At 73.7% G+C, this 19159-nt stretch carries 15 protein-coding genes and 1 tRNA gene; 8 read left to right on the top strand and 8 right to left on the bottom strand.

Features of this window, described 5'->3' with window-relative positions:
• Nucleotides 1–37: 37 nt before the first annotated feature.
• Nucleotides 38–1075 carry a hypothetical protein gene (locus ACQPYN_RS27630; protein ID WP_433029869.1) on the bottom strand — a complete coding sequence of 346 codons (1038 nt, stop codon included), beginning with the start codon at nucleotides 1073–1075 and terminating at the stop codon, nucleotides 38–40.
• A 277-nt stretch (nucleotides 1076–1352) separates the two neighbouring features.
• Here ACQPYN_RS27630 and ACQPYN_RS27625 point away from each other — a divergent pair, with 277 nt between their 5' ends.
• Complete coding sequence (locus tag ACQPYN_RS27625) at nucleotides 1353–2288, top strand: glycosyltransferase family A protein (RefSeq protein ID WP_433029867.1); 936 nt, start codon at nucleotides 1353–1355, stop codon at nucleotides 2286–2288.
• Between the two features lie 28 nt (nucleotides 2289–2316).
• Here the strand turns inward: ACQPYN_RS27625 and ACQPYN_RS27620 are convergent, their stop codons facing one another.
• The 4 genes from ACQPYN_RS27620 to ACQPYN_RS27605 all read right to left on the bottom strand — a co-directional run bounded on the left by ACQPYN_RS27620 (nucleotide 2317) and on the right by ACQPYN_RS27605 (nucleotide 6911).
• A complete protein-coding gene (locus tag ACQPYN_RS27620; RefSeq protein ID WP_433029865.1) occupies nucleotides 2317–3267 on the bottom strand; it encodes a heparin lyase I family protein in 951 nt (316 codons plus the stop codon).
• 122 nt (nucleotides 3268–3389) lie between these two features.
• On the bottom strand, nucleotides 3390–5462 hold the full coding sequence (locus tag ACQPYN_RS27615; RefSeq protein ID WP_433029863.1) for an oligosaccharide flippase family protein: 2073 nt from the start codon (nucleotides 5460–5462) through the stop codon (nucleotides 3390–3392).
• 257 nt (nucleotides 5463–5719) lie between these two features.
• Nucleotides 5720–5790, bottom strand: a tRNA-Gln gene (locus ACQPYN_RS27610).
• Between the two features lie 110 nt (nucleotides 5791–5900).
• Nucleotides 5901–6911 carry a heparin lyase I family protein gene (locus ACQPYN_RS27605; protein ID WP_433029861.1) on the bottom strand — a complete coding sequence of 337 codons (1011 nt, stop codon included), beginning with the start codon at nucleotides 6909–6911 and terminating at the stop codon, nucleotides 5901–5903.
• Nucleotides 6912–7545: 634 nt separating this feature from the next.
• On the opposite strand from ACQPYN_RS27605, the gene ACQPYN_RS27600 reads away from it, so the two are divergent.
• From ACQPYN_RS27600 to ACQPYN_RS27580, 5 genes are read left to right on the top strand one after another with little or no spacing between them, the layout of a single operon-like run.
• Nucleotides 7546–9243 carry a sugar transferase gene (locus tag ACQPYN_RS27600; RefSeq protein ID WP_433029859.1) on the top strand — a complete coding sequence of 566 codons (1698 nt, stop codon included), beginning with the start codon at nucleotides 7546–7548 and terminating at the stop codon, nucleotides 9241–9243.
• Nucleotide 9244: 1 nt separating this feature from the next.
• Complete coding sequence (locus ACQPYN_RS27595) at nucleotides 9245–10516, top strand: methyltransferase domain-containing protein (RefSeq protein ID WP_433029857.1); 1272 nt, start codon at nucleotides 9245–9247, stop codon at nucleotides 10514–10516.
• A complete protein-coding gene (locus ACQPYN_RS27590; protein ID WP_274190618.1) occupies nucleotides 10513–11334 on the top strand; it encodes a glucose-1-phosphate cytidylyltransferase in 822 nt (273 codons plus the stop codon). Before ACQPYN_RS27595 ends, ACQPYN_RS27590 begins: the two co-directional genes overlap by 4 nt.
• A gap of 3 nt (nucleotides 11335–11337) precedes the next feature.
• Nucleotides 11338–12012 (top strand): PIG-L deacetylase family protein, encoded by a 675-nt coding sequence (locus ACQPYN_RS27585; protein ID WP_433029855.1) that lies wholly within the window; start codon nucleotides 11338–11340, stop codon nucleotides 12010–12012.
• Between the two features lie 42 nt (nucleotides 12013–12054).
• Nucleotides 12055–13080 carry an NAD-dependent epimerase/dehydratase family protein gene (locus tag ACQPYN_RS27580; protein ID WP_433029853.1) on the top strand — a complete coding sequence of 342 codons (1026 nt, stop codon included), beginning with the start codon at nucleotides 12055–12057 and terminating at the stop codon, nucleotides 13078–13080.
• 2 nt (nucleotides 13081–13082) lie between these two features.
• Here ACQPYN_RS27580 and ACQPYN_RS27575 read toward each other — a convergent pair whose 3' ends face one another.
• A complete protein-coding gene (locus ACQPYN_RS27575) occupies nucleotides 13083–13631 on the bottom strand; it encodes a dTDP-4-dehydrorhamnose 3,5-epimerase family protein (RefSeq protein ID WP_433029851.1) in 549 nt (182 codons plus the stop codon).
• Nucleotides 13632–13680: 49 nt separating this feature from the next.
• Here ACQPYN_RS27575 and ACQPYN_RS27570 point away from each other — a divergent pair, with 49 nt between their 5' ends.
• The gene (locus ACQPYN_RS27570) at nucleotides 13681–14823 is read left to right on the top strand and encodes a class I SAM-dependent methyltransferase (protein WP_433029849.1); all 1143 of its coding nucleotides are present in this window, start codon (nucleotides 13681–13683) and stop codon (nucleotides 14821–14823) included.
• Between the two features lie 9 nt (nucleotides 14824–14832).
• Here ACQPYN_RS27570 and ACQPYN_RS27565 read toward each other — a convergent pair whose 3' ends face one another.
• Entirely contained in the window at nucleotides 14833–16047 is a 1215-nt protein-coding gene (locus tag ACQPYN_RS27565) for a glycosyltransferase (protein WP_433029847.1), read from the bottom strand.
• Complete coding sequence (locus ACQPYN_RS27560) at nucleotides 15953–17146, bottom strand: glycosyltransferase family 2 protein (RefSeq protein WP_433029845.1); 1194 nt, start codon at nucleotides 17144–17146, stop codon at nucleotides 15953–15955. Before ACQPYN_RS27560 ends, ACQPYN_RS27565 begins: the two co-directional genes overlap by 95 nt.
• A 294-nt stretch (nucleotides 17147–17440) precedes the next feature.
• On the opposite strand from ACQPYN_RS27560, the gene ACQPYN_RS27555 reads away from it, so the two are divergent.
• The gene (locus tag ACQPYN_RS27555; RefSeq protein WP_433029843.1) at nucleotides 17441–18496 is read left to right on the top strand and encodes a polysaccharide lyase; all 1056 of its coding nucleotides are present in this window, start codon (nucleotides 17441–17443) and stop codon (nucleotides 18494–18496) included.
• Nucleotides 18497–19159: the final 663 nt, after the last annotated feature.

Raw genomic sequence — 19159 nt, 5'->3', positions numbered from 1 at the left:
CCCGGAAGGGCGGGCGTTCTCCCCTTCCCGGCGGGGTCTAGTGGGCGGCGCGGTGCGGCGCGGCGGGCGTCTTGTCCGGCGTGATCCCGGAGCCCAGGCGGGCCAGGAACGGTCGGGGGTCGGACGCGTCGAACGTGGCGAGCACCCGCGAGGACACATAGGGCCGCAGGCCGCCGAGCGGGGCGAGCCGGCCGTCGCGCCAGCGGGAGGTGAGGACGCGGGGGTCCTTGAACTCGTTGACCCAGTGCACGCCCTCGCGCCACGGGGTCTGCGTCGGCAGCACGCCCTCGACGAGGTGGCGGTAGGTCACCAGCGGGAAGTCGACACCCGCACGGACGGCCAGGCGGCCCGACATGTTCGGGCGGCCGTTGACCTCCATGAGGTAGTAGCGACCGTTGCGCTCGTCCTGCTTGAACTCGACGTTCGCGAAGCCCTCGATGCCCATCGCGGCGACGATCGCGCGGCCCGGCTCGACCACCTCGGGCACGCGGCCGCTGACGACGGCGCTGGGGTAGCCGAAGTCGGACGGCGAGAGGCGCAGCTTGCGCGACGTCATCTCGACGCGCGGCTCGCCGTCGACGACGTAGACGTTGTAGTTGACCCCGCCGGTCTCCGGGCCCGGGATGAGCTCCTGGACCATCGTGCCGATGGCGAGCGCGTGCGCCTCGCCCCAGGCGGTGCGCAGCTCGTCGGGGGTGTGCACCCGCTTCATCTTCACGCCGAAGGCGCGGTTGTAGCGGTAGCTCTCGGCGGGCTTGACCAGGCACGGGAAGCGCAACCGGCCGAGCAGCGCCTCGAGCTCGTCGTGCGAGGTCGGGGACGCGGTGCGCGGCGCCTCGACGCCGGCGCGGTCGGCGATCTCCGAGGTGATGCGCTTGTCGAGGAAGCCCTGGGCGACGCCGTCGGTGGCGCAGGCGACCGTGTGCCGCGCGGAGAGCGCCTCGTGGTGGGCGGCGACCGCCTCGAGGCTCTCGTCGGTGGTGGGCACGATCAGGCCCGGCCCGTACTCGTCGGCGAGGCGCAGCAGCGCCTCGACGTACTCGAGGGTGCGGTCGGCGGGGTCGGGCACGGTCACGCAGGCGGCGATCCGCCGGGAGTGCCGCGTCGTCTCCCGGGGCGTGGTGACGGCCGAGACGACGGGGACACCCGCTCGGCCGAGTGAGCCGACGACAGCCAGCCCTGCTTCGTACCCACCGAGTACATAGGCGGGCGTGCGGGTGAACCTCGAGGCGGTCCGATCCGGGCGCATGGGCCGAAAGAGTAGAGCGGGGTGCATTCCCCGACCGAGCGACCCGGCCCCGGGTGTCCGGACCCGGGCGGGGGCCGTCCGTTCTGCCCGCTAATCTCGTGTCGTGGCCCCGCTCCCCGGACCGCAGTTCACGGTGTTCACCGCCTCCTACAACCGCGCGCACACGCTGCCGCGGGTCTACGCGAGCCTGCAGGCGCAGACCCTGCGTGACTTCGAGTGGCTCATCGTCGACGACGGCTCCACCGACGGCACCGCCGAGCTCGTGGCGGGGTGGGCGGCGGAGGCGGACTTCCCGATCCGCTACCTGGTCCAGGACCACGGCGGCAAGCACAAGGCCGCGAACCTGGGCGCCCGCGAGGCGCACGGGGAGCTGTTCCTGCCGCTGGACTCCGACGACGAGTGCCGGCCCGAGGCGCTCGAGCGCTTCGCCGCGCACTGGGCCGGCATCCCGGAGTCGCAGCGCGCCTCGTTCTCGGCGGTCACCGCGCTCTGCGACGACCAGCACGGCGAGATCGTCGGCTCGCGCTTCCCGCACGACCCGACCGACTCCGACGCGCTCGAGATCCGCTACCGGTACCACGTGACCGGCGAGAAGTGGGGCTTCCAGACCACGGCCGTCCGCCGGGAGTTCCCGTTCCCCGAGGTCGACGGCCAGCCGAACGTGCCCGACGCGATCGTGTGGAACCGCATCTCGCGCTCCTACCGCACCCGGTTCGTCAACGAGGTGCTGCGCACCTACCACGTGGACGGCAACGACTCGATCACGCAGCAGAGCCGCTCGTCCGCGGTGTGGCGCGCGCCGGCGTTCGCGCTGCGCTGGCGCGTCACCCTCAACGAGGAGCTGGACTGGTTCCGCCACGACCCGCGCTGGTTCGTGCGCGCCGCGGCGAACTACTCGCGGTTCTCCTGGGACCAGGGACGGTCGTTCCGCGACCAGGGGCGTGATCTGACCAGCCCCAGGGCCCGCCTGCTGCACGCCGCGACGGCCCCGCTCGGCTGGATGCTGCACCGTCGCGACCGCGCCGCCGCCGCGGCCTGACGCCCGGCCCGGAGGACCTGTCCGGGCCTCAGATCCTCTGGCGGCGCCGCACCACGACGACCGCCGCGACGACGATCGCGATGAGCGCGAGCGTGCCGGCGGCGAGGCCCGTCCGCAGGCCCGAGTCGGACCCGGAGGACTCGTCGGGCGAGGCGTCGGGGCTGCCCTCGCTGGACGAGGCGCCCTGGTCGACCATCGCGGAGTCGACGGCCGCGCGGGTGCGGCCCACGGCCACGTCGTCCATGGTCAGCTGGGCGCGGTCGGTGAGGTCCTCGGAGCGGTAGAGCCCGACCTTCATGTAGTCGCCGTCGTCGTAGAGCGTGCCGTCCGGCGGGTGGAACGCCGTCACGGTGCGACGGCCCTGGGACCACACGTCGACCGTGCCGGTGCCGGGGTCCCGGGAGAACACGATCCGCACGATGATGTCGATCGGGTCGCCGGGCTGGATGCGGGCGATCGGCTGCTCGTAGCGCTCGTTCCGGTTGTCGTCGCCGCCGGTGACCATGAGCTGGCCGCTCTGGATGGCGATCGCCACCGGCGGCGAACCCTCGTCGCCGTAGTGGTGCCACTGCATGAAGATCTGGAAGCGGTCGGCGTCCACGGGGAAGTCGTCGGCCAGCTGGCCGCGGTAGCCGTAGTAGTAGACGTCGCCCTCGCGGCCGTCGGGGACCCGCGGCAGGAGCTCGCTGCGCTGCTCGCCGCCGTCGAGGGTGAACTGCAGGGCGCCGCCGTGGCCCGTCGGGGAGGAGACCTCCCGCGGGGCGCCGTCCTGCTCGTTGTAGTCGTTGCGGTTGAACGAGCCGAGCATGTCGCCGCCGGTGTCCGCCCGCCAGATCAGCGGGTTGCCCCCGGGAGGGCTCTGCTCGTCGGCGAGGGCGGGCGGCGCGACCAGCGCGACGAGCACGGCGACGATCGCGGTGGTGAGGGCGGCGGCGACTCGTCGCGCCCGGGTCCGTCCACCGTTGCTGTTGACCGTCACACCGCTCCCGGATCGCCTGTCGGATGAGCCGCGAGGGGTGCCCCGTCGCGATGGGTCACCGCACCTCCCGGCCTGCTCGACAGTACCCGGACAGGGTGAAGGCCCGGTCGGCTCGACCGCGCTCAGGAGCCGTCGTGACGTGAGCGACGCACGATCTGCAGCGGCTCCGCGTCACGCTCGTGGCGGCCGTCACGCCGTGCGTGCGCGGGGTGTCCCGGTCGCGCCTTGCCCGGGCCCCGCCCGTTGGTGTGGCCGTTGGTGTGGCCGTTGGTGTGGCCGTTGGTGTGGCCGTTGGTGTGGCCGTTGGTGTGGCCGTTGGTGTGGCCGTTGGTGTGGCCGTTGGCGTGCCCGTTCGTGTGGCCGTTCGTGTGGCCGTTCGTGTGCCCGTTCGTGTGGCCGTTCGTGTGGCCGTGGGTCGACGGCGCCACGGGGGTGATGGCGAGGCGCTCGGTGACCGCGACGGCCCAGGGCGGCGCGGTCTCGACGCCCTCGCCGGAGGCGATGAGCACGGTGGGGGCGTCGAGCGCGTTCCACCCGGGTGCGGCCGGACGCGAGGGGATCGCCTCGGTCGGGGTGCCCACGGCGGTCGGGACCGCCGCGGTGGGCACGACCTCGGGCTCCGGCTCCGGGACGGCGGCGTCGGACCCCGTCGGACGCTTCTTGGGGCGGCGCAGCGCCGACCGCACCCCGGAGGCGAGCTCGCGGCTCACCGAGGGGGCGAGGATGCGCAGCAGGCCCAGGTAGATGCCCAGGAAGACGAGGACGTCGACCATGAGCAGGCCGAGCCCGATGACGATGGAGCGCTCGTCGGAGTGGAAGAAGCCGTTCTCGAGGACGAAGGTCGCGCCCATCGCGGCGACCCCGGCGACCAGCACCGGGAGCAGGACCTTCAGGGCGTCCCCGATGCGGACGCCGGCGACCCGCATGCCGATGACGATCGCCAGCGTGCCCGCGCAGAGCGCCTCGGCCGAGGCGGCCATGCCCACGCCGAGCAGCCCGAGGGTGGGCAGCAGGATCACCAGGGCGGTGATGCTGACCACGACGCTCGTGCCGGTGACCCAGTTGAGCAGGCGGCTGCGGCCGGTGCCCTTGATGGACTCCTTGCCGATCGAGCCGAGCGCCATCCCGGGCCCGTAGCCGGCCATGCCCATGAGCACCAGGCCGGCGCCGCGCCACTGCTCGCCCAGCGCGACGACGACCAGGGGCTCGCCGATCGCGACGAGCAGCGCCCCGGCGGGCAGCGAGGTGACCCACAGCGCCGTCATCGCCCGCAGGAAGCCCCGCCGCAGCCGGCCCGCGTCCTTGGCGATGCGCGAGAACGCCGGGAAGAGCACGTAGGAGGCGATCTGGATGATCGCCGTGCCGGGGAGCGCCGCGATGCGCCGCCCGTAGCGGTACATGCCGAGCGAGGCCTCGCCGAGGACGCGGCCGGTGAGGCCCGCCTCGGCGAACTCGCGGCCCTTCTGGGCGAACTCGCTCGCGATGAGGGGGAGGGCGAACCGCGCCATCTCCCGCCAGACCGTGAAGCTGAAGTGCCCGCGGCCGGGCCACCAGCCCGCGAGCCACCAGGTGAGCACCAGGGTCACGATCTGCGAGGCGTACAGGGCGATGACGAGGCCCCAGACGCCGAATCCCAGCGCGGAGAGCGCGATCGCGGTGGCCGCGAACGTCACCGCCGTCGACGGGTTGACGATCATCCGGCGCTTGAAGTTGAAGCGCCGCTGCATCAGGCCGTCGGGCACGTTGGTCAGCGCGTGGATGGCCAGGACCGCGGCGGTGGCGGCGCAGACGGCCCCGGCCACGTCCCCGCCGAAGAAGGCCCCGATCAGCGGGGAGACGGCGAAGGCGATGCCGGACATCACGATGCCGTTGACCAGCGTCACCCAGAACACGGTGTCCGCCGCGTCCTCGAGGTCCTTCTCGCGCTGGATGAGCGCGGCGCGCAGGCCGCCCTCGGAGAACGTCACGAGGAAGTTGACGAGGATCGACCCGGCGGTGAAGGCGCCGACCTCGGCCGGGCTGAGCAGGCGGGCGACCGCCAGCGTCTGGATCAGCGAGATCGACTGCGTGACGACCAGGACGATCGCCGAGATCTTCGCCCCGCGCTGGAGGGTCTTCGAGAGCTTGTCGACCGACGGCTGTGCCGTCGCCTCGGCGGTCCTGTCCGCCGTGCCGGGCTGCTCGGGGCCGCTCATGCGGTCGGAGGGGTCACTTCTCCGGCGCCGGGTGTCGGAGGACGGCACCGGCCCGGGGACACGCCACCCGCGAGCGCGGTCGTCGGTCCGACGTACCGACGTGGGGAGCGGGGCACCACCGCAGCGTAGCGAAGGCGGACACGCAGCGCGTCCGGCGGTGCTCTCGCCCTCGGGGTTGACCCTGACGCGACGGCATCGTTTCTGCTCGACCCCACACCATCGGCCGATCGGACGAGAGGAGCCACCGTGAGCCGCTGCTCCGCCGCCAGGATTCGAACCTGGATCATCGGAACCAAAATCCGAGGTGTTGCCCTTACACCACGGCGGATCGTCGCCTGCGACGGTGACCATGGTGACACGCACGACCCGGCGACCGGCGCGCGCGGTGACCGAGTCGCCCCGCCGGAATCCCTCCTCGGGGGCCGGTCGGCCCGGAGCTCAGCGTCGGGCGCGGGCGTGACGGCGGGTGGCCACCAGCAGGAGCACGACCGCGACGAGCAGCACGCCGGCCACCCAGGTCACGGCGTCGCCGTCACGGTCGGCGGCGGTGCCCGACGGCGAGGCCGCGACGGCGGGGTCGGCCGCGGCGTCCTCGTCCTCGCCGGCCGTGACCGAGCCCGTGCCGATGGGGGCTGTGGGAGCGACCGAGGCCATCGTGCGCCCGACCCGCAGGTCGTCGACCCACAGCCGCCCGCCCTCGTCGATCGCCGTGGCCCGGTAGAGGCCGACCTTCAGGTAGTTGGAGCCGTCGAGCATCGTCCCGGCCGGCGGGCGGTGGCCCTCGAGGACGGGACGGCCGTCGCGCCAGACGTCGACGGCGCTGCGCTGCGGGTCCTGGGAGAACGCGACGCGCATCGTGACGTCGAGGCGGTCGCCGCCCCGGACCGGCCCGAGGTCCTGGAGGTTCTCGCCCTCCGTGGCCAGCAGCAGCCGGTCCTGCTTGATCTCGAGGGCGAGGGGCGGCGAGCCGGAGTCACCGGTGTGGTGCCACTGCAGGACGACCTGCCAGGCCTCGGTGTCGGTCGGGAAGTCCCGCGCCAGCCCCCCGCGGTAGGTGTAGAACCACACGTCCCCCTCGACCTGGTCGGGCACGCGGGGCTGGACCTCGCTGCGCTGGTCGCCGCCGTCGAGCCGGAACTCCAGGGCCTGGCGGCCCGGTGCCGTCGGCGAGGCGATCTGGCGGGGCGCGCCGTCCTGCTCGTTGTAGCCGTTGCGGTCGAACGCGGCGAGCACGTCGCCGGCGGCCGGGAGCTCCCAGGTCGCCCGGTCGGCGCCGGGGGCGTCGGGCGAGGCGGTGGCCACCGGGGCCACCGGGGCGACGGGGGCTCCCGCGCAGAGCAGGGCGGCGAGCAGGGCGGTGACCGCGACCGCGGAGCGGGTGGCACGGCCGGTGCGACGGCCGATGCGACCGTGCCGGGTCGCCCGGCGGGCGACGGCGTCGTGGGGCATCGGGGCGCTCCTCGTCTGGCGCGGTCGGGGCGGCGTCGGCCGGGAGGCCGATCCCGGGGTCGATCGCCGGGTCGATCGCCGGGTCGAGCGCCCGGTCGATCACTGGGTCGATCACCGGTGATCGACGGCGACACCGGGCCGAATCCGGACGAAACCGGCGAGGTGGTTCGTCCGGCGGCACCATACCGAGCAGGACAGTGCCCCTTACGGCGGTACCGACGGCGATCGGTCGGGTCCGGTCCGTCCTGTTCGTCCGGGTACACGGTGGTGTCGTCCACGGGCGGCCACCGTGACCGTCGGGAGCGCGTTCGGGGCACCCGCGCCGCCGGGGCTGCTCCGGGCGTGCGGCACGATGCCCGGCACGGTGGCGGCGCGTACCCGGGTCGGGGTTCTCGACCGTGGCCGTGCCCCGCCCGGTCCAATCCTGGGCGTCATCGGCGTGACCGCGCCGGTGGCGATTCGTTGATCCGGACGGCACCACGGTGAGGTGCCGGCGGCTCGACGGAAATTCGGGTGAACGGCCACGCAACCTCACCGCGGCCCTGGGCGTCATACGTCGAGCGGAAAGGTGTCCATGGCCGACGAGGTGCTACGAGTGGGTCCGCCCACGCGTACGACCCACGACGGGGGCGACGTGAAGCACGGACAAGCACGGATCGAGGAGCAGGCGGGGTCGTCCCAGGCGGACGGCCCGGCCGGCGTGCCCCTCGATGCTTCAACCGGGGCCTCGACCGGGACCCCGGTCGAGACCGGGATCACGCGCGGGATCGGCGGCAGGATCGACCCCAGGATCGACACCCCGATGTCCTCGGGCATCGACGCCGGAATGGAGCCCGGCGTCTTCGTCGAGCCCGCGCCGACGGCGCCGGGCTTCGTGCGCATCTGGGAGGACGAGGGCCCGGAGCAGCCCGGCAGCGTCGCGGTGGCCACGAGCTGGCAGCTGAAGTTCGCGCTCGCCGTGGCCGTCTCCGACCTCGCCACCCTCGCGATCTGCGTCGTGCTCGGCGCGTTCGTCGGCTTCGGTGAGGGCGTCGGCCCGCAGAGCTCGGACCCGTGGCTCCTCGGCGGCGCGGCGGGCGTGCTCGTCACCCTGGCGATCGTCGCCTGCCGGGCCTGGGACCCGCGCACGCTCGGCCAGGGCGCCGAGGAGTGGAGCCGTCTCATCCGCGCCTTCGTCTCGGCGGCGATCGTGCTGGGCCTCGGCGGCCTCGCGATCGAGCGCCTCGGCGTGCGGCCCTGGGTGTTCGGCGTCCTGCCCGTGGCCGGCCTGCTGGCGATGGCCGGGCGCTACATGCTGCGGCGCTGGCTGCACCAGGCGCGCAAGCGCGGCCGCGGGATGCTGCCCGTCCTCGCCGTGGGCACCGAGCAGTCGGTGCGCGACCTCGTGGAGCGCACCCGGCGCGTGCCGCACATGGGCTGGGTCGTCATCGCGGCCTGCACGCCGACCGGTCTCGGCGAGGAGGGGCAGGGCCACGTGGCGGGCGTCCCGGTCATCGGGGACCTCGACGACCTCTCCACCAGCGTCGGCAGCGGGCGCTACGGCGTCGTCGCCGTCGCGCCGACGCCGGGCTGGAGCCCCAAGCGCCTCCACCGTCTGGCGTGGGACCTCGAGGGCACCGGCTCCGAGCTCGTCGTCGACCCGGGCCTCATGGAGGTCGCCGGGCCGCGCCTGCACGTCGCGCCGGTCGACGGCCTGCCGCTGCTGCGCCTCACCGAGCCGCGCCTCTCGGGCGTGCCGCGGGTGTTCAAGCTGATGTTCGACCGCGTCACCACCGCGGCGATCCTCCTGCTGCTGACCCCGGTGTTCGCGGTCATCGCGTTCGTCGTGAAGCTCGACGGCGGGCCGGTGTTCTACCGGCAGACCCGCGTCGGGCAGCGCGGCAAGACCTTCCAGATGATCAAGTTCCGGTCGATGGTGCCGGACGCCGACAAGCTCCGCGAGGACCTCGTCGCCGGCACCAACGACGGCTCCGGACCGCTGTTCAAGCTGCGCAAGGACCCGCGGGTCACCCGCATCGGCCAGCTCCTGCGGCGCTACTCGCTCGACGAGCTGCCCCAGCTGTTCAACGTCATCGGCGGCTCGATGTCGCTGGTCGGACCCCGCCCGCCGCTCCCCGGCGAGATCGAGGTCTACACCGACGCCGCCAAGCGCAAGTTCCTCGTCCGCCCCGGCATGACCGGGCTGTGGCAGGTCAGCGGCCGCTCCGACCTCTCCTGGGAGGAGTCGGTCCGCCTGGACCTGCGGTACGTGGAGAACTGGTCGCCGGCCATGGACCTGGTGATCATGTGGAAGACGGTCTCCGCGGTGTTCCGCGGCGACGGCGCCTACTGAGATGGACCGCGTGGACAACAAGATCACCTGCCGGCTCTGCGGCTCGCCCGACCTGACGAGCTTCGTCGACCTCGGCGCCACCCCGCCGTGCGAGCTCTTCCTCACGGCGGACGCGCTCGAGGCGCCGGAGCAGACGTTCCCGCTGCACCCGCGGGTCTGCGCGTCGTGCCTGCTCGTGCAGCTGCCCCCGCTGATCGACCCCGACGAGACGTTCACCGAGTACGCGTACTTCTCGTCGTTCTCGACGTCGTGGGTGGACCACGCGCGGCGCTTCGTCACCGCGGCCACGGAGCGCGCCGGGCTCGGTCCCGACTCGCTCGTGGTCGAGGCCGCGAGCAACGACGGCTACCTGCTCCAGCACGTCGTCGCCGACGGCATGCGCGCGCTGGGCGTCGAGCCGAGCGCCAACGTCGGGCAGGCCGCCCGCGACAAGGGCGTGCCGACGCTGACGGCGTTCCTGTCCCCGGAGACCGGCGCGGCGGTCCGCGCGGAGAACGGGCCTGCGGCGCTCGTCGTCGCCAACAACGTCTACGCGCACATCCCCGACCTGGTGGGCTTCACCCAGGGCCTGCGGGCGATGGTCGCCGACGACGGCTGGGTGTCGATCGAGGTGCAGCACCTGCTCACGCTGATGCGGTACCGCCAGTTCGACACGATCTACCACGAGCACTTCCAGTACTACACGCTCGGCACGGCGCAGAAGGCGCTGCGCTCGGGCGGCCTGGAGCTCGTCGACGTCGAGCTCGTGCCCACCCACGGCGGGTCGATCCGGTGCTGGGCGCGGCCCACGGAGGTCGGTCAGGGGCCGTCGCAGGCCGTCGCCGACGTGCTCGCCGAGGAGACCGCGGCCGGCCTGGACACCGTCGAGGGCCACGCCGGGTTCGCCCGCGAGGTCTCGCGCATCCGCAACGACCTCATGCGTTTCCTGGTCGACGCCGCCGACGCCGGGAAGACCGTCGTGGGCTACGGCGCGCCGGGCAAGGGCAACACCCTGCTGAACTACTGCGGGATCCGCCCCGACCTGCTGGCGTACACGGTCGACCGGAACCCCTACAAGCACGGGCGCTACACCCCGGGGACGCGGATCCCGATCCACGAGCCCGAGCGGATCGACGCCGACCGGCCCGACCACGTGCTGGTCCTCCCGTGGAACCTGCGGGAGGAGATCACCGCGCAGCTCGCGCACGTGGCCGACTGGGGCGGGTCGCTCGTCTTCCCGATCCCCTCGCTGCAGGTGGTCGAACCCGGGTCTGGCAAGGTGCTGCGACCGTGAAGGTCGTTCTCTTCTGCGGTGGCTACGGCATGCGGATGCGCAACGGGGACTCCGACGCACCCAAGCCCATGCAGATGGTCGGGCCGCGCCCGCTCATCTGGCACGTGATGCGCTACTACGCGCACTTCGGGCACAAGGAGTTCATCCTCTGCCTGGGCTACGGGGCCCACCACGTCAAGGACTACTTCCTCGACTACCGCGAGACCGAGTCGAACGACTTCGTGCTCCGCAAGGGCGAGGTCGAGCTGCAGGGCTCCGACATCGCCGATTGGACGATCCACTTCGTCCACACCGGGCTGGAGTCGCCGATCGGCGAGCGTCTGCGCCGGGTGCGCCACCTCGTCGAGGACGAGGAGATCTTCCTCGCCAACTACGCGGACGTGCTCACCGACGCCCCGATCGACGACATGATCGAGACGTTCCGGGGCTCGGACGCCGTCGCCTCGCTGCTCGCCGTGCCCCCGCAGGCCGTCTTCCACATCGTGGACGTCGACCCGAGCGACCGGGTGAACTCGATCTACCCGGTCACCGACATGCGGATCCGGGAGAACGGGGGCTACTTCGCCCTGCGTCCCGAGGCGATCGACTACATCCCCGAGAACGGCGACCTCGTCGGCGACGCGTGCACGAGCCTCGCGAAGGAGGGCCGCCTGCTCTCCTACACCTACGACGGCTTCTGGCAGCCTGCGGACACCCTCAAGGAGCGCAACGCCCTCGAGGCCGCGTACCGGGCCGGCACGCGCCCCTGGATGGTGTGGGAGCGCGAGCCCGAGCGCACGCCGCTGGAGGGCCTCGTCGACGAGGCCCTCGGCCGCTGAGGCATGCGCACGCTGATCCCCGAGGCCCTCGACGAGCTGGTCCTGCTCGCCGCGCACTGCGACGACATCCCGCTGGGCGCGGGCGGGACGATCCTCACCCTCTGTCGTGCTCATCAGAATTTGGGCACCACCCGGCCCTTGCGCGTGCGGGCCCTCGTGCTCTCCGGCGGCGGCACGCCGCGCGAGGACGAGGAGCGCGCCGCGCTGGCGGCCTTCTGCCCCGGCGCGGACCTCGCGGTCACCGTGCGGGACATGCCCGACGGGCGCCTGCCCCACCACTGGCAGTGGGCCAAGGAGGCGCTCGAGGAGTTCCGCCGGACCTGCGAGCCCGACCTCGTGCTCGCCGGGCACCGGGGCGACGACCACCAGGACCACCGCGGCCTCGCCCGCCTCGTCCCGACGGTCTTCCGTGACCACCTGGCGCTGGGTTACGAGATCCTCAAAGCCGAGCCCGACCTCGCCCAGCCGCCCCTGCTCTGGCCCCTGGACCCCGAGGTCGTCGCGGAGAAGAGCCGCCTGCTCCACGAGCACTACCCGTCCCAGGTCTCCCGCGCCTGGTTCGACGACGAGGCCTTCTCGGGCCTCGCCCGCATCCGCGGGGTGCAGGCCGGGGTGCGCTACGCGGAGGGCTTCCACCTGACGCGGGCGCTGCTCGGGCCCCCCGTACCGTCACGCTGACGCACTCAGCCACGATCAGTGCACGAAGGAAGGACGCCCGCCATGCGCGTGCTGCTCACCGGTCACCAGGGCTACCTCGGGACGCTGATGGCCCCGATGCTCACCGAGGCGGGGCACGAGGTCACCGGGCTCGACTCCGGCCTCTACGCCGACTGCGTCCTCGGTGAGCTCCCGGCGCCCGAGCCGCCCGCGCTGGCCGTGGACCTGCGCGACGTCACCGCCGAGCAGCTGCGCGGGTTCGACGCCGTCGTGCACCTCGCCGCGCTGTCGAACGACCCGCTGGGGGCGCTCGCGCCCGAGCACACGTACGACATCAACCACCACGCCTCGACGCGCCTCGCCCGCCTGGCGAAGGACGCCGGCGTCTCGCGTTTCGTCTACGCCTCCACGTGCTCGGTGTACGGGGCGTCGGGCACCGAGGACGTCCTCGACGAGGAGGCGCCGATGAGGCCGGTGACCCCCTACGCCGAGTCGAAGGTGCGCGTCGAGGCCGACCTCGTCGACATGGCCGACGACGACTTCGTACCGGTGTCGATGCGCAACGCCACGGCGTTCGGCTTCTCCCCGCGGCTGCGCGCCGACATCGTGCTCAACAACCTCGTCGGCCACGCCCTGCTGTCCGACCGCATCCTCGTGATGAGCGACGGCACGCCCTGGCGGCCGCTGGCGCACGCCCGCGACATCGGCGGCGCGGTGGTCGCAGCGCTCGCCGCACCGGCCGACGTCGTGCGCGCGCAGGCGTTCAACGTGGGGTCGACCGAGAACAACGTGCAGGTCCGCGACATCGCCGACGCCGTGAAGGTCGCGGTGCCCGAGGCCGAGCTGGTGATCACCGGCGAGACCGGCGGCGACCCGCGCTCCTACCGGGTCGACTTCGCGAAGATCGGCAAGTTCCTGCCGGACTTCCGCGCCGAGTGGTCGGTGGCCGACGGCGCCGAGGAGCTCATCCGCGAGTACCGCGCCCGCGGCCTCACGCAGGAGGCCTTCGACCGGCGCTTCACCCGCCTCGCGGTCCTGAAGGACCGCCAGGCCGCCGGCACCCTCGACGGCTCCCTGCGCCCCTCCTGACCCTAGGCGCGGAGCAGGGCGCGCAGGTCGGCCCAGGAGCCGGCGGTGCGGTCGCGCTCCGAGATCGCGGTGACGGGCTCCGGCCAGGCGATCGCGAGCTCGGGGTCGTCGTGCGCGACGGCGAGGTCCTCGCCGGGGGCGTGCGGACGGTCGATGCGGTAGCAGACGTCCGCGACCTCGGTGAGCGCCTGGAACCCGTGCAGGAGGCCCGGGGGCACGTAGAGGTGCCAGAAGTCCTCGTCGTCGAGCCGGAACGTCTCCACCCGCCCGAACGTCGACGACCCGGGCCGGGCGTCGACGAGGACGTCGAGCACCGCGCCGTGCGCCGCGCGCACCAGCTTGGCCTCGCCGGCGCCCCGTCGCCCGTGCATGCCGCGCACCGTGCCGTAGCGCGAGCGCGACTGGCTGTCCTGGGCCGCCGGGCCCAGATCGATGCCGTGCTCCGCGGCGATCGCGGTGTCGAACGTGCGGGTGAACAGCCCCCGGTCGTCGCGGTGGGGCGTCGGGACGAACACCCGGACGCCGTCGATGCCTGCCGTGCGAACCTCCACCCGCCGACCCTCCCATCCCGCCCCCGACGACCTCCGGGAGGATCCCGCCGTGGAATCCGACACCCTCACCTGCCGCTGGTGCTCCGGCTCCGACGGCACGGTCGTGCTCGACCTCGGCGACCAGCCCGCCTCCGACCACTTCCCTGCCCTCGACGACCTGGGCCCGGACGCCGTGCACCCCCTGCGGATGTGGCTGTGCGCGACGTGTGGGCTCGCGCAGCTCGCCGAGGACCCGACGACCCCGGAGGAGCCGCGCGGCGCCGAGCCGGACGCCCTGGTCGCCCAGGCCCGGGACGCCGTCGCGCGCGTCGAGGCGGCCGGGCTCCTGCCCAGCGGCGGCGGGTCCGTCACCGAGTTCGGCAGCCCGCACGGCGGCTCCTGGCTCGACCTGCTCGCGGCCACCGGCCTCGAGGAGGCCACGGCGCAGGACGGCCCGGCCGACGTCGTCATCGACTGCTTCGGGCTCATGCACGCCGCGGACCAGCGCGCGGGCCTGCTCGAGCGCGCCCACGCGACCGCGCCGGGCGGTGTGCTGCTGCTGCAGTTCCACACGCTGGCCGCGATCGTGGCCGACGGCGGCTGGAACGCCCTGCGCCACGGGCACTTCGCGTACTACGCCACGCCGGTGCTGGCGGGGATGCTCGACGAGCTCGGCTTCGACGTCACCCACGGGTTCCTGTTCGACCTCTACGGCGGCACGGTGCTGCTGGCCGCCCGGCGCCGGGGCGCGGACGGGACCCGGGACGAGGCGTCGGTGGCGTCGCTCGTCGAGCGCGAGGCGGCCCTCGGCGTCACCGACCCGACCGTGGTGGCGGGTCTCGAGGACGCGGCCCGGCGCAGCGCCGAGGAGCTGCGCACCCACCTCGAGGGCTCCCGCGACGCCGGGCGTGCGGTCATGGGCTACGCGGCGGCGTCGCGTGCGGTCCCCCTGCTCAACCGCGCCGGGATCGGGCCGGACCTGCTCCCGGCGGTGGCCGACGCCTCGCCCGGCAAGCAGGGCCGCCGCCTGCCCGGGGTGGGCGTCCCGATCGTGGCGCCGGAGGCGGTCGCCGAGCGCCGCCCGGACGAGGTCGTGCTCTTCGTCACCGACATGCTCGCCGAGATGCGCCGCCGGATGCCGGAGGTCGAGGCCGGCGGCGGCCGGTGGGTGATCGTCGACCCGACCGTGCGGGTGGTGCCGCCCGCCCGGTGACGGGTCGGGTCAGGCCGGGCTCGTCGTGGCCGCGAAGAGCCCGGCCCACTGGCGCCCGACGGCCTCCCAGCGGTAGTGCTCGTCCACCAGCCGGTGGGCGTCCTCGCGCAACGCCCGGGCGTGCTCGGGGTCCTTGAGCACCTCGCGCACCGCGTCGGCGAAGGCGTCGGGCGTCTCGGCGGTGCGCAGGTGCACCCCGTCGCGCACCTCGGGCAGCGCCTCGACGCCGAGCGGGGTGGAGACGACGGCGATGCCGAGGCCGAACGCCTCGAGCACCTTGTTCTTCAGGCCGCTGCCCGTGCGCATCGGGTTGATCATCACCGGGTAGGGCGCCACGGCGCTGCGCAGGTCCTCGACGTAACCGGTGAGGACGACCAGGGGGTCCTGGGCCGCGATCTCCGCCAGCCACGACGGGGCGTTGGGCCCGACGATGCACAGCTCGACGCCCTCGTCGCGCAGGTAGGGCGCCCAGACCTCGTGCACGAAGAACCAGAGGGCGTCGCGGTTGGGCGCGAACCCGAGGTTGCCCCAGAACACGACGCCGTGGCGGTCGCCGGGTGCGGGGAGCGGGGTCAGGAAGGCCTCGTCGACGCCGTTGGGCACGGTCGCGATCGACTCCCGGCGCCCGCGCCGCAGCCGCTCGATGGCGCGGGTGTCCGGGAGGCTGATCGTCGCGACGACGTCGAAGCGGTCGGGCAGGCGCGACTCGGTGGCCCTCTTGCGGCGCAGGGCGAGCTTGTCCATCCAGCGCTGGAGGCCCTGGGAGGGCTGGGTGCTCGCGGCGAGGGCCCGCTCGGTGGTGAGCACCCCGCTGTCGCAGACGTCCAGCACCACCGACACGCCCTGGAGGGTCGCGGCCAGCTCGGCGAGCGCGACGCCGAAGACGACGACGTGGGTGATCCCGCGCTCGGCCACGATCTCGCGCAACCGGTCGCGGGCCGCGGCGAACCGGCCGGGCCGGGAGAGCTGCATGTAGTGGTCGTTGGACCGGCGCAGGTAGCGGCGGGGGCGCTCGCGGCCGGGCGGGAACGCGGAGAGCACCTCGACCGAGGCGAAGAGCGGGTCCACCGCGAGCCCGGTCGGACCGGAGCCCCGGTCCTCCTCCAGCGGGATCACGGCGAGGTGGGCCTCACCCGGGAGGTGGGCGCAGAGGTTCGCGACGCGCAGGTCGTAGCCGCTCTGTCGCGACTCGATCCGGCGCGAGGCCAGGACCAGGATCCTCATCGCACCGTCCGCCGGCGCGACCAGCGCGCCCGCCAGTCGCGCGCGCGCAGGCGGGCGACGCGTGCCTGCAGGCCGCGCTTGAGCGGGTGGACCGCCGACAGCGCGCCGGGGGCCACCCTGAGGGCGACCACCAGGGCGCCCGTGCGGGCGGACGGGCGCTGCGCGTGGGCCTCCCCGACGTGCCGGCGCGCCGCCGCGGCGTCCCCTGCGAGAACGCGACCCGCGCCCGCCGGATCGCCTGCTGGTAGGTTAGGCGCCGCAGGACGCGATCGAGCGCCTCGCGCGCGTCGGGGTCGGCGGCGGCGTCCGCGGCGCGGCGCAGCACGAGCTCCCGCTGGCGCTCGAACTCCTCGGTGGCCTCCGGGTCCAGCGGACGGCTCTCCGAGCCCCGCTCGAGGCGGAAGAGGCCCAGCCGGTCGCCGATGAGCCGCACGTCGTGGCCGGCGAGGATCGCGCGCAGCCAGAACTCGAGGTCGTGCACCACCGGCGCGTCGGTGTCGTGCCCCATCCCGCCGAGCGCGTCCCAGACCTCGCGGCGGATCGGCGCGCTGTAGTACGGGCAGGGGCCGTCGATGATGTCGGCAACCCCGAGGCGCACCGCGCCCTCGGGCGCCTCCGCGAGGCCCGCCGTCTGCAGGTAGGTGCGCGCCAGCAGCTGCTGGCCGGGATCGACGAACTGCACGGCGTCGCAGGTGACCGCCGCGACCCCCGGGTCCGCGTCGAGCACCTCGCCGGTGCGCGCGCAGAAGTCGGGCGTGACGGCGTCGTCGGCGTTGAGCACGACGAGGTAGCGGCCCGTGGCGTGCTCCGCGGCCGCGCGGACGCCGCCCACCGCCCCCTTGTTCTCCTGGCGGACGAGGTGGACGCGGGCATCATCGCGGTGGGCCTCGACGACGGCGGCGACCGCGTCGTCGTTGCCGTTGTCGACGACGACGAGCTCCCAGTCGCCCCGCGTCTGCGCGAGCACGGCGTCGATGGTGCGGCCGAGGGTGTCCGCCGCCTTGTAGGCGGTGGTGAGGAAGCTGAACGCCGGCGGGCCGTCCGGCACGTGCGAGCCCGCAGCGCGGTCCGGGCCGCCGCCGTCGGAGCTGGTGGTCACCCGGTGAACGCTACCGCCGCCCCCCGGTCGCCCGTTCGGCCGCCCGGGGGCCTACGCATACGCCCCGGGTTCCCCGTTCCGGTGACAGTCGGGCCCCGAACGTGGAGAACGGGATGTTCTACCCGTGTTTCACTGGAGTCACAGCAGTCCCATCGTGCACTCAGACCTCATCAGCCCGTGTAATTGTGGTCGGCAGCGACGAGTGGTCGTCTAGATACGACGAACGGACGCCATGACTAGTCCGGTCGCGCTAAGCGGCAGGCGTTCGACGGTCGACGGTCTGGAGGGGTACGCGTGGCGAGGATCGGCACCGGTGGCAGCACGTCGCAGCACGACGGCGGGAGGGGTGAGCGGCAGGTCGCCCGGGGCGCCCGGACGGGTGTGTGCCGGACCGGCCGGGTGGTGGCCGCGGTCGCGCTCGCCCTCGCGGTCTCCGCGACCGATGCGGCGAGCGGTTGGGCCGAGGAGCCGACGCCCCCGACCGACTCGAGCACCCCGTCGGCTTCGAGCACCCCGTCGACCAGCCCGTCGCCCACCCCGTCGACCTCGAGCACCCCGTCGACCCCGGGCACCCCGTCGGCCGAGGTCGACGTGGACACCGGGCTCGGCGTGGACGTCGGCGCCACCCTCGACGGCGGTGCGATGGACAGCACGCGCGGCGCGGTACCGGTCGGTCGCCGGGCACTCTTCACCGGCGACTGGGAGACCGGCGACTTCAGCCAGTGGGAGGTCTGCCAGTCGAAGCTGGTCAACGGACGCTGCTCCACGGTCGGGCGCGGCAACGCGAACATGGCGATCGTCGACGCCCCCGGCGCGCGGCAGGGGCAGCACGCGGCGCGGTTCACGGTGCGTCCGGGCGACGTGCCGAACTTCGGGGGCGGCGAGCGCAGCGAGGTCCAGTCGAGCGCGGCGGGTGCCCTCGTGCACGAGGGCGACGAGCGCTTCTACGAGTGGTCCGTGCAGTACCCGGAGAACATGCCCGACGTCTCGGGCCGCTACTTCATCATCCTGCAGTGGCACAGCTCGTCGGGGTCGCCGCCGCTCGCGATCGACCTCAGCCGGGGCTCCGTCGACATCGGCGGTGACGGCGTGAAGTCGGCGCCGCGACGCACGATCGGTCCGATCCGCCGCGGCCAGTGGGTCGACTACGTCCTGCACGTGAAGTTCTCCCGGAACGCGGGCTCCGGCTTCGTCGAGGCCTGGGAGAACGGCAAGCAGACGGTGCAGCGCACCAACCGGGCGACGATGGTCGACGGCGAGAACTACCTCAAGCAGGGCATCTACCGCGGCTCGAACTCCGAGGGCACGGTCGCCCTGACCATGGACGGCCTCCGGGTGACGGCGCCGTGAGGGGCGCGCGGTTCCTGACGACCGCCCTGGTCGCCGTGCTCGGGGTCCTCGGCGGCCCCCTGCTCGCGCCCGCGTCCTCGACGGCGCTCGCCGCCGGGTCCGGACCCGTGCGTGACCTCTACCGCCAGCCGTTCTCGTGGGACTCCCCATGGAATCTGCCGCTGGCCGAGTCGGCGCGGTTCGTGCCCTTCGACAGCGGCGCCGACCGCATCTACCTCGACATCGAGGACATCTCCGTCGACCCCTCCTTCCCTGTGAAGACCCTCGACGCCGACGGCCGCGACGTGCCGGTGCACACCGACCCGGAGCTCACCGCCGACGGCTCGTGGAACCACTGCTCGACGTTCCTCGTCGACGACGGCTCGCGGCGCACCGTGGTGCAGGGCCAGCCGCTGAAGCTCGAGGCGGGCGGCGACCCGTCGTTCGAGTTCGGGTGGCCCGAGGTGTCGCTGACCTCGACCGGGCTGCCCGGGTGCCACGGCGGGTCCGGGCTCTCGGGGCTCGGGGGCAGCGTCCGCGTCGGCGAGGTGTCCGGCGCGGCACCCATCCGTCACGCGCTGAAGATCAGCCTGAACTGCAAGCGGACCTGCAGCACCGCCGGCGGCGGGTTCCGCTGGCCCGCGACGAAGGCCGACGGGTACTTCGAGGACCAGTATGGCGGGA

The sequence above is a fragment of the Actinomycetospora sp. CA-053990 genome (genome assembly GCF_050948445.1).
In the GTDB taxonomy this organism is placed as follows: Bacteria; Actinomycetota; Actinomycetes; order Mycobacteriales; family Pseudonocardiaceae; genus Actinomycetospora; species Actinomycetospora callitridis.
Note: the sequence above shows the minus strand (reverse complement) of the source record. Positions and strands in the feature narration are given on the sequence as shown.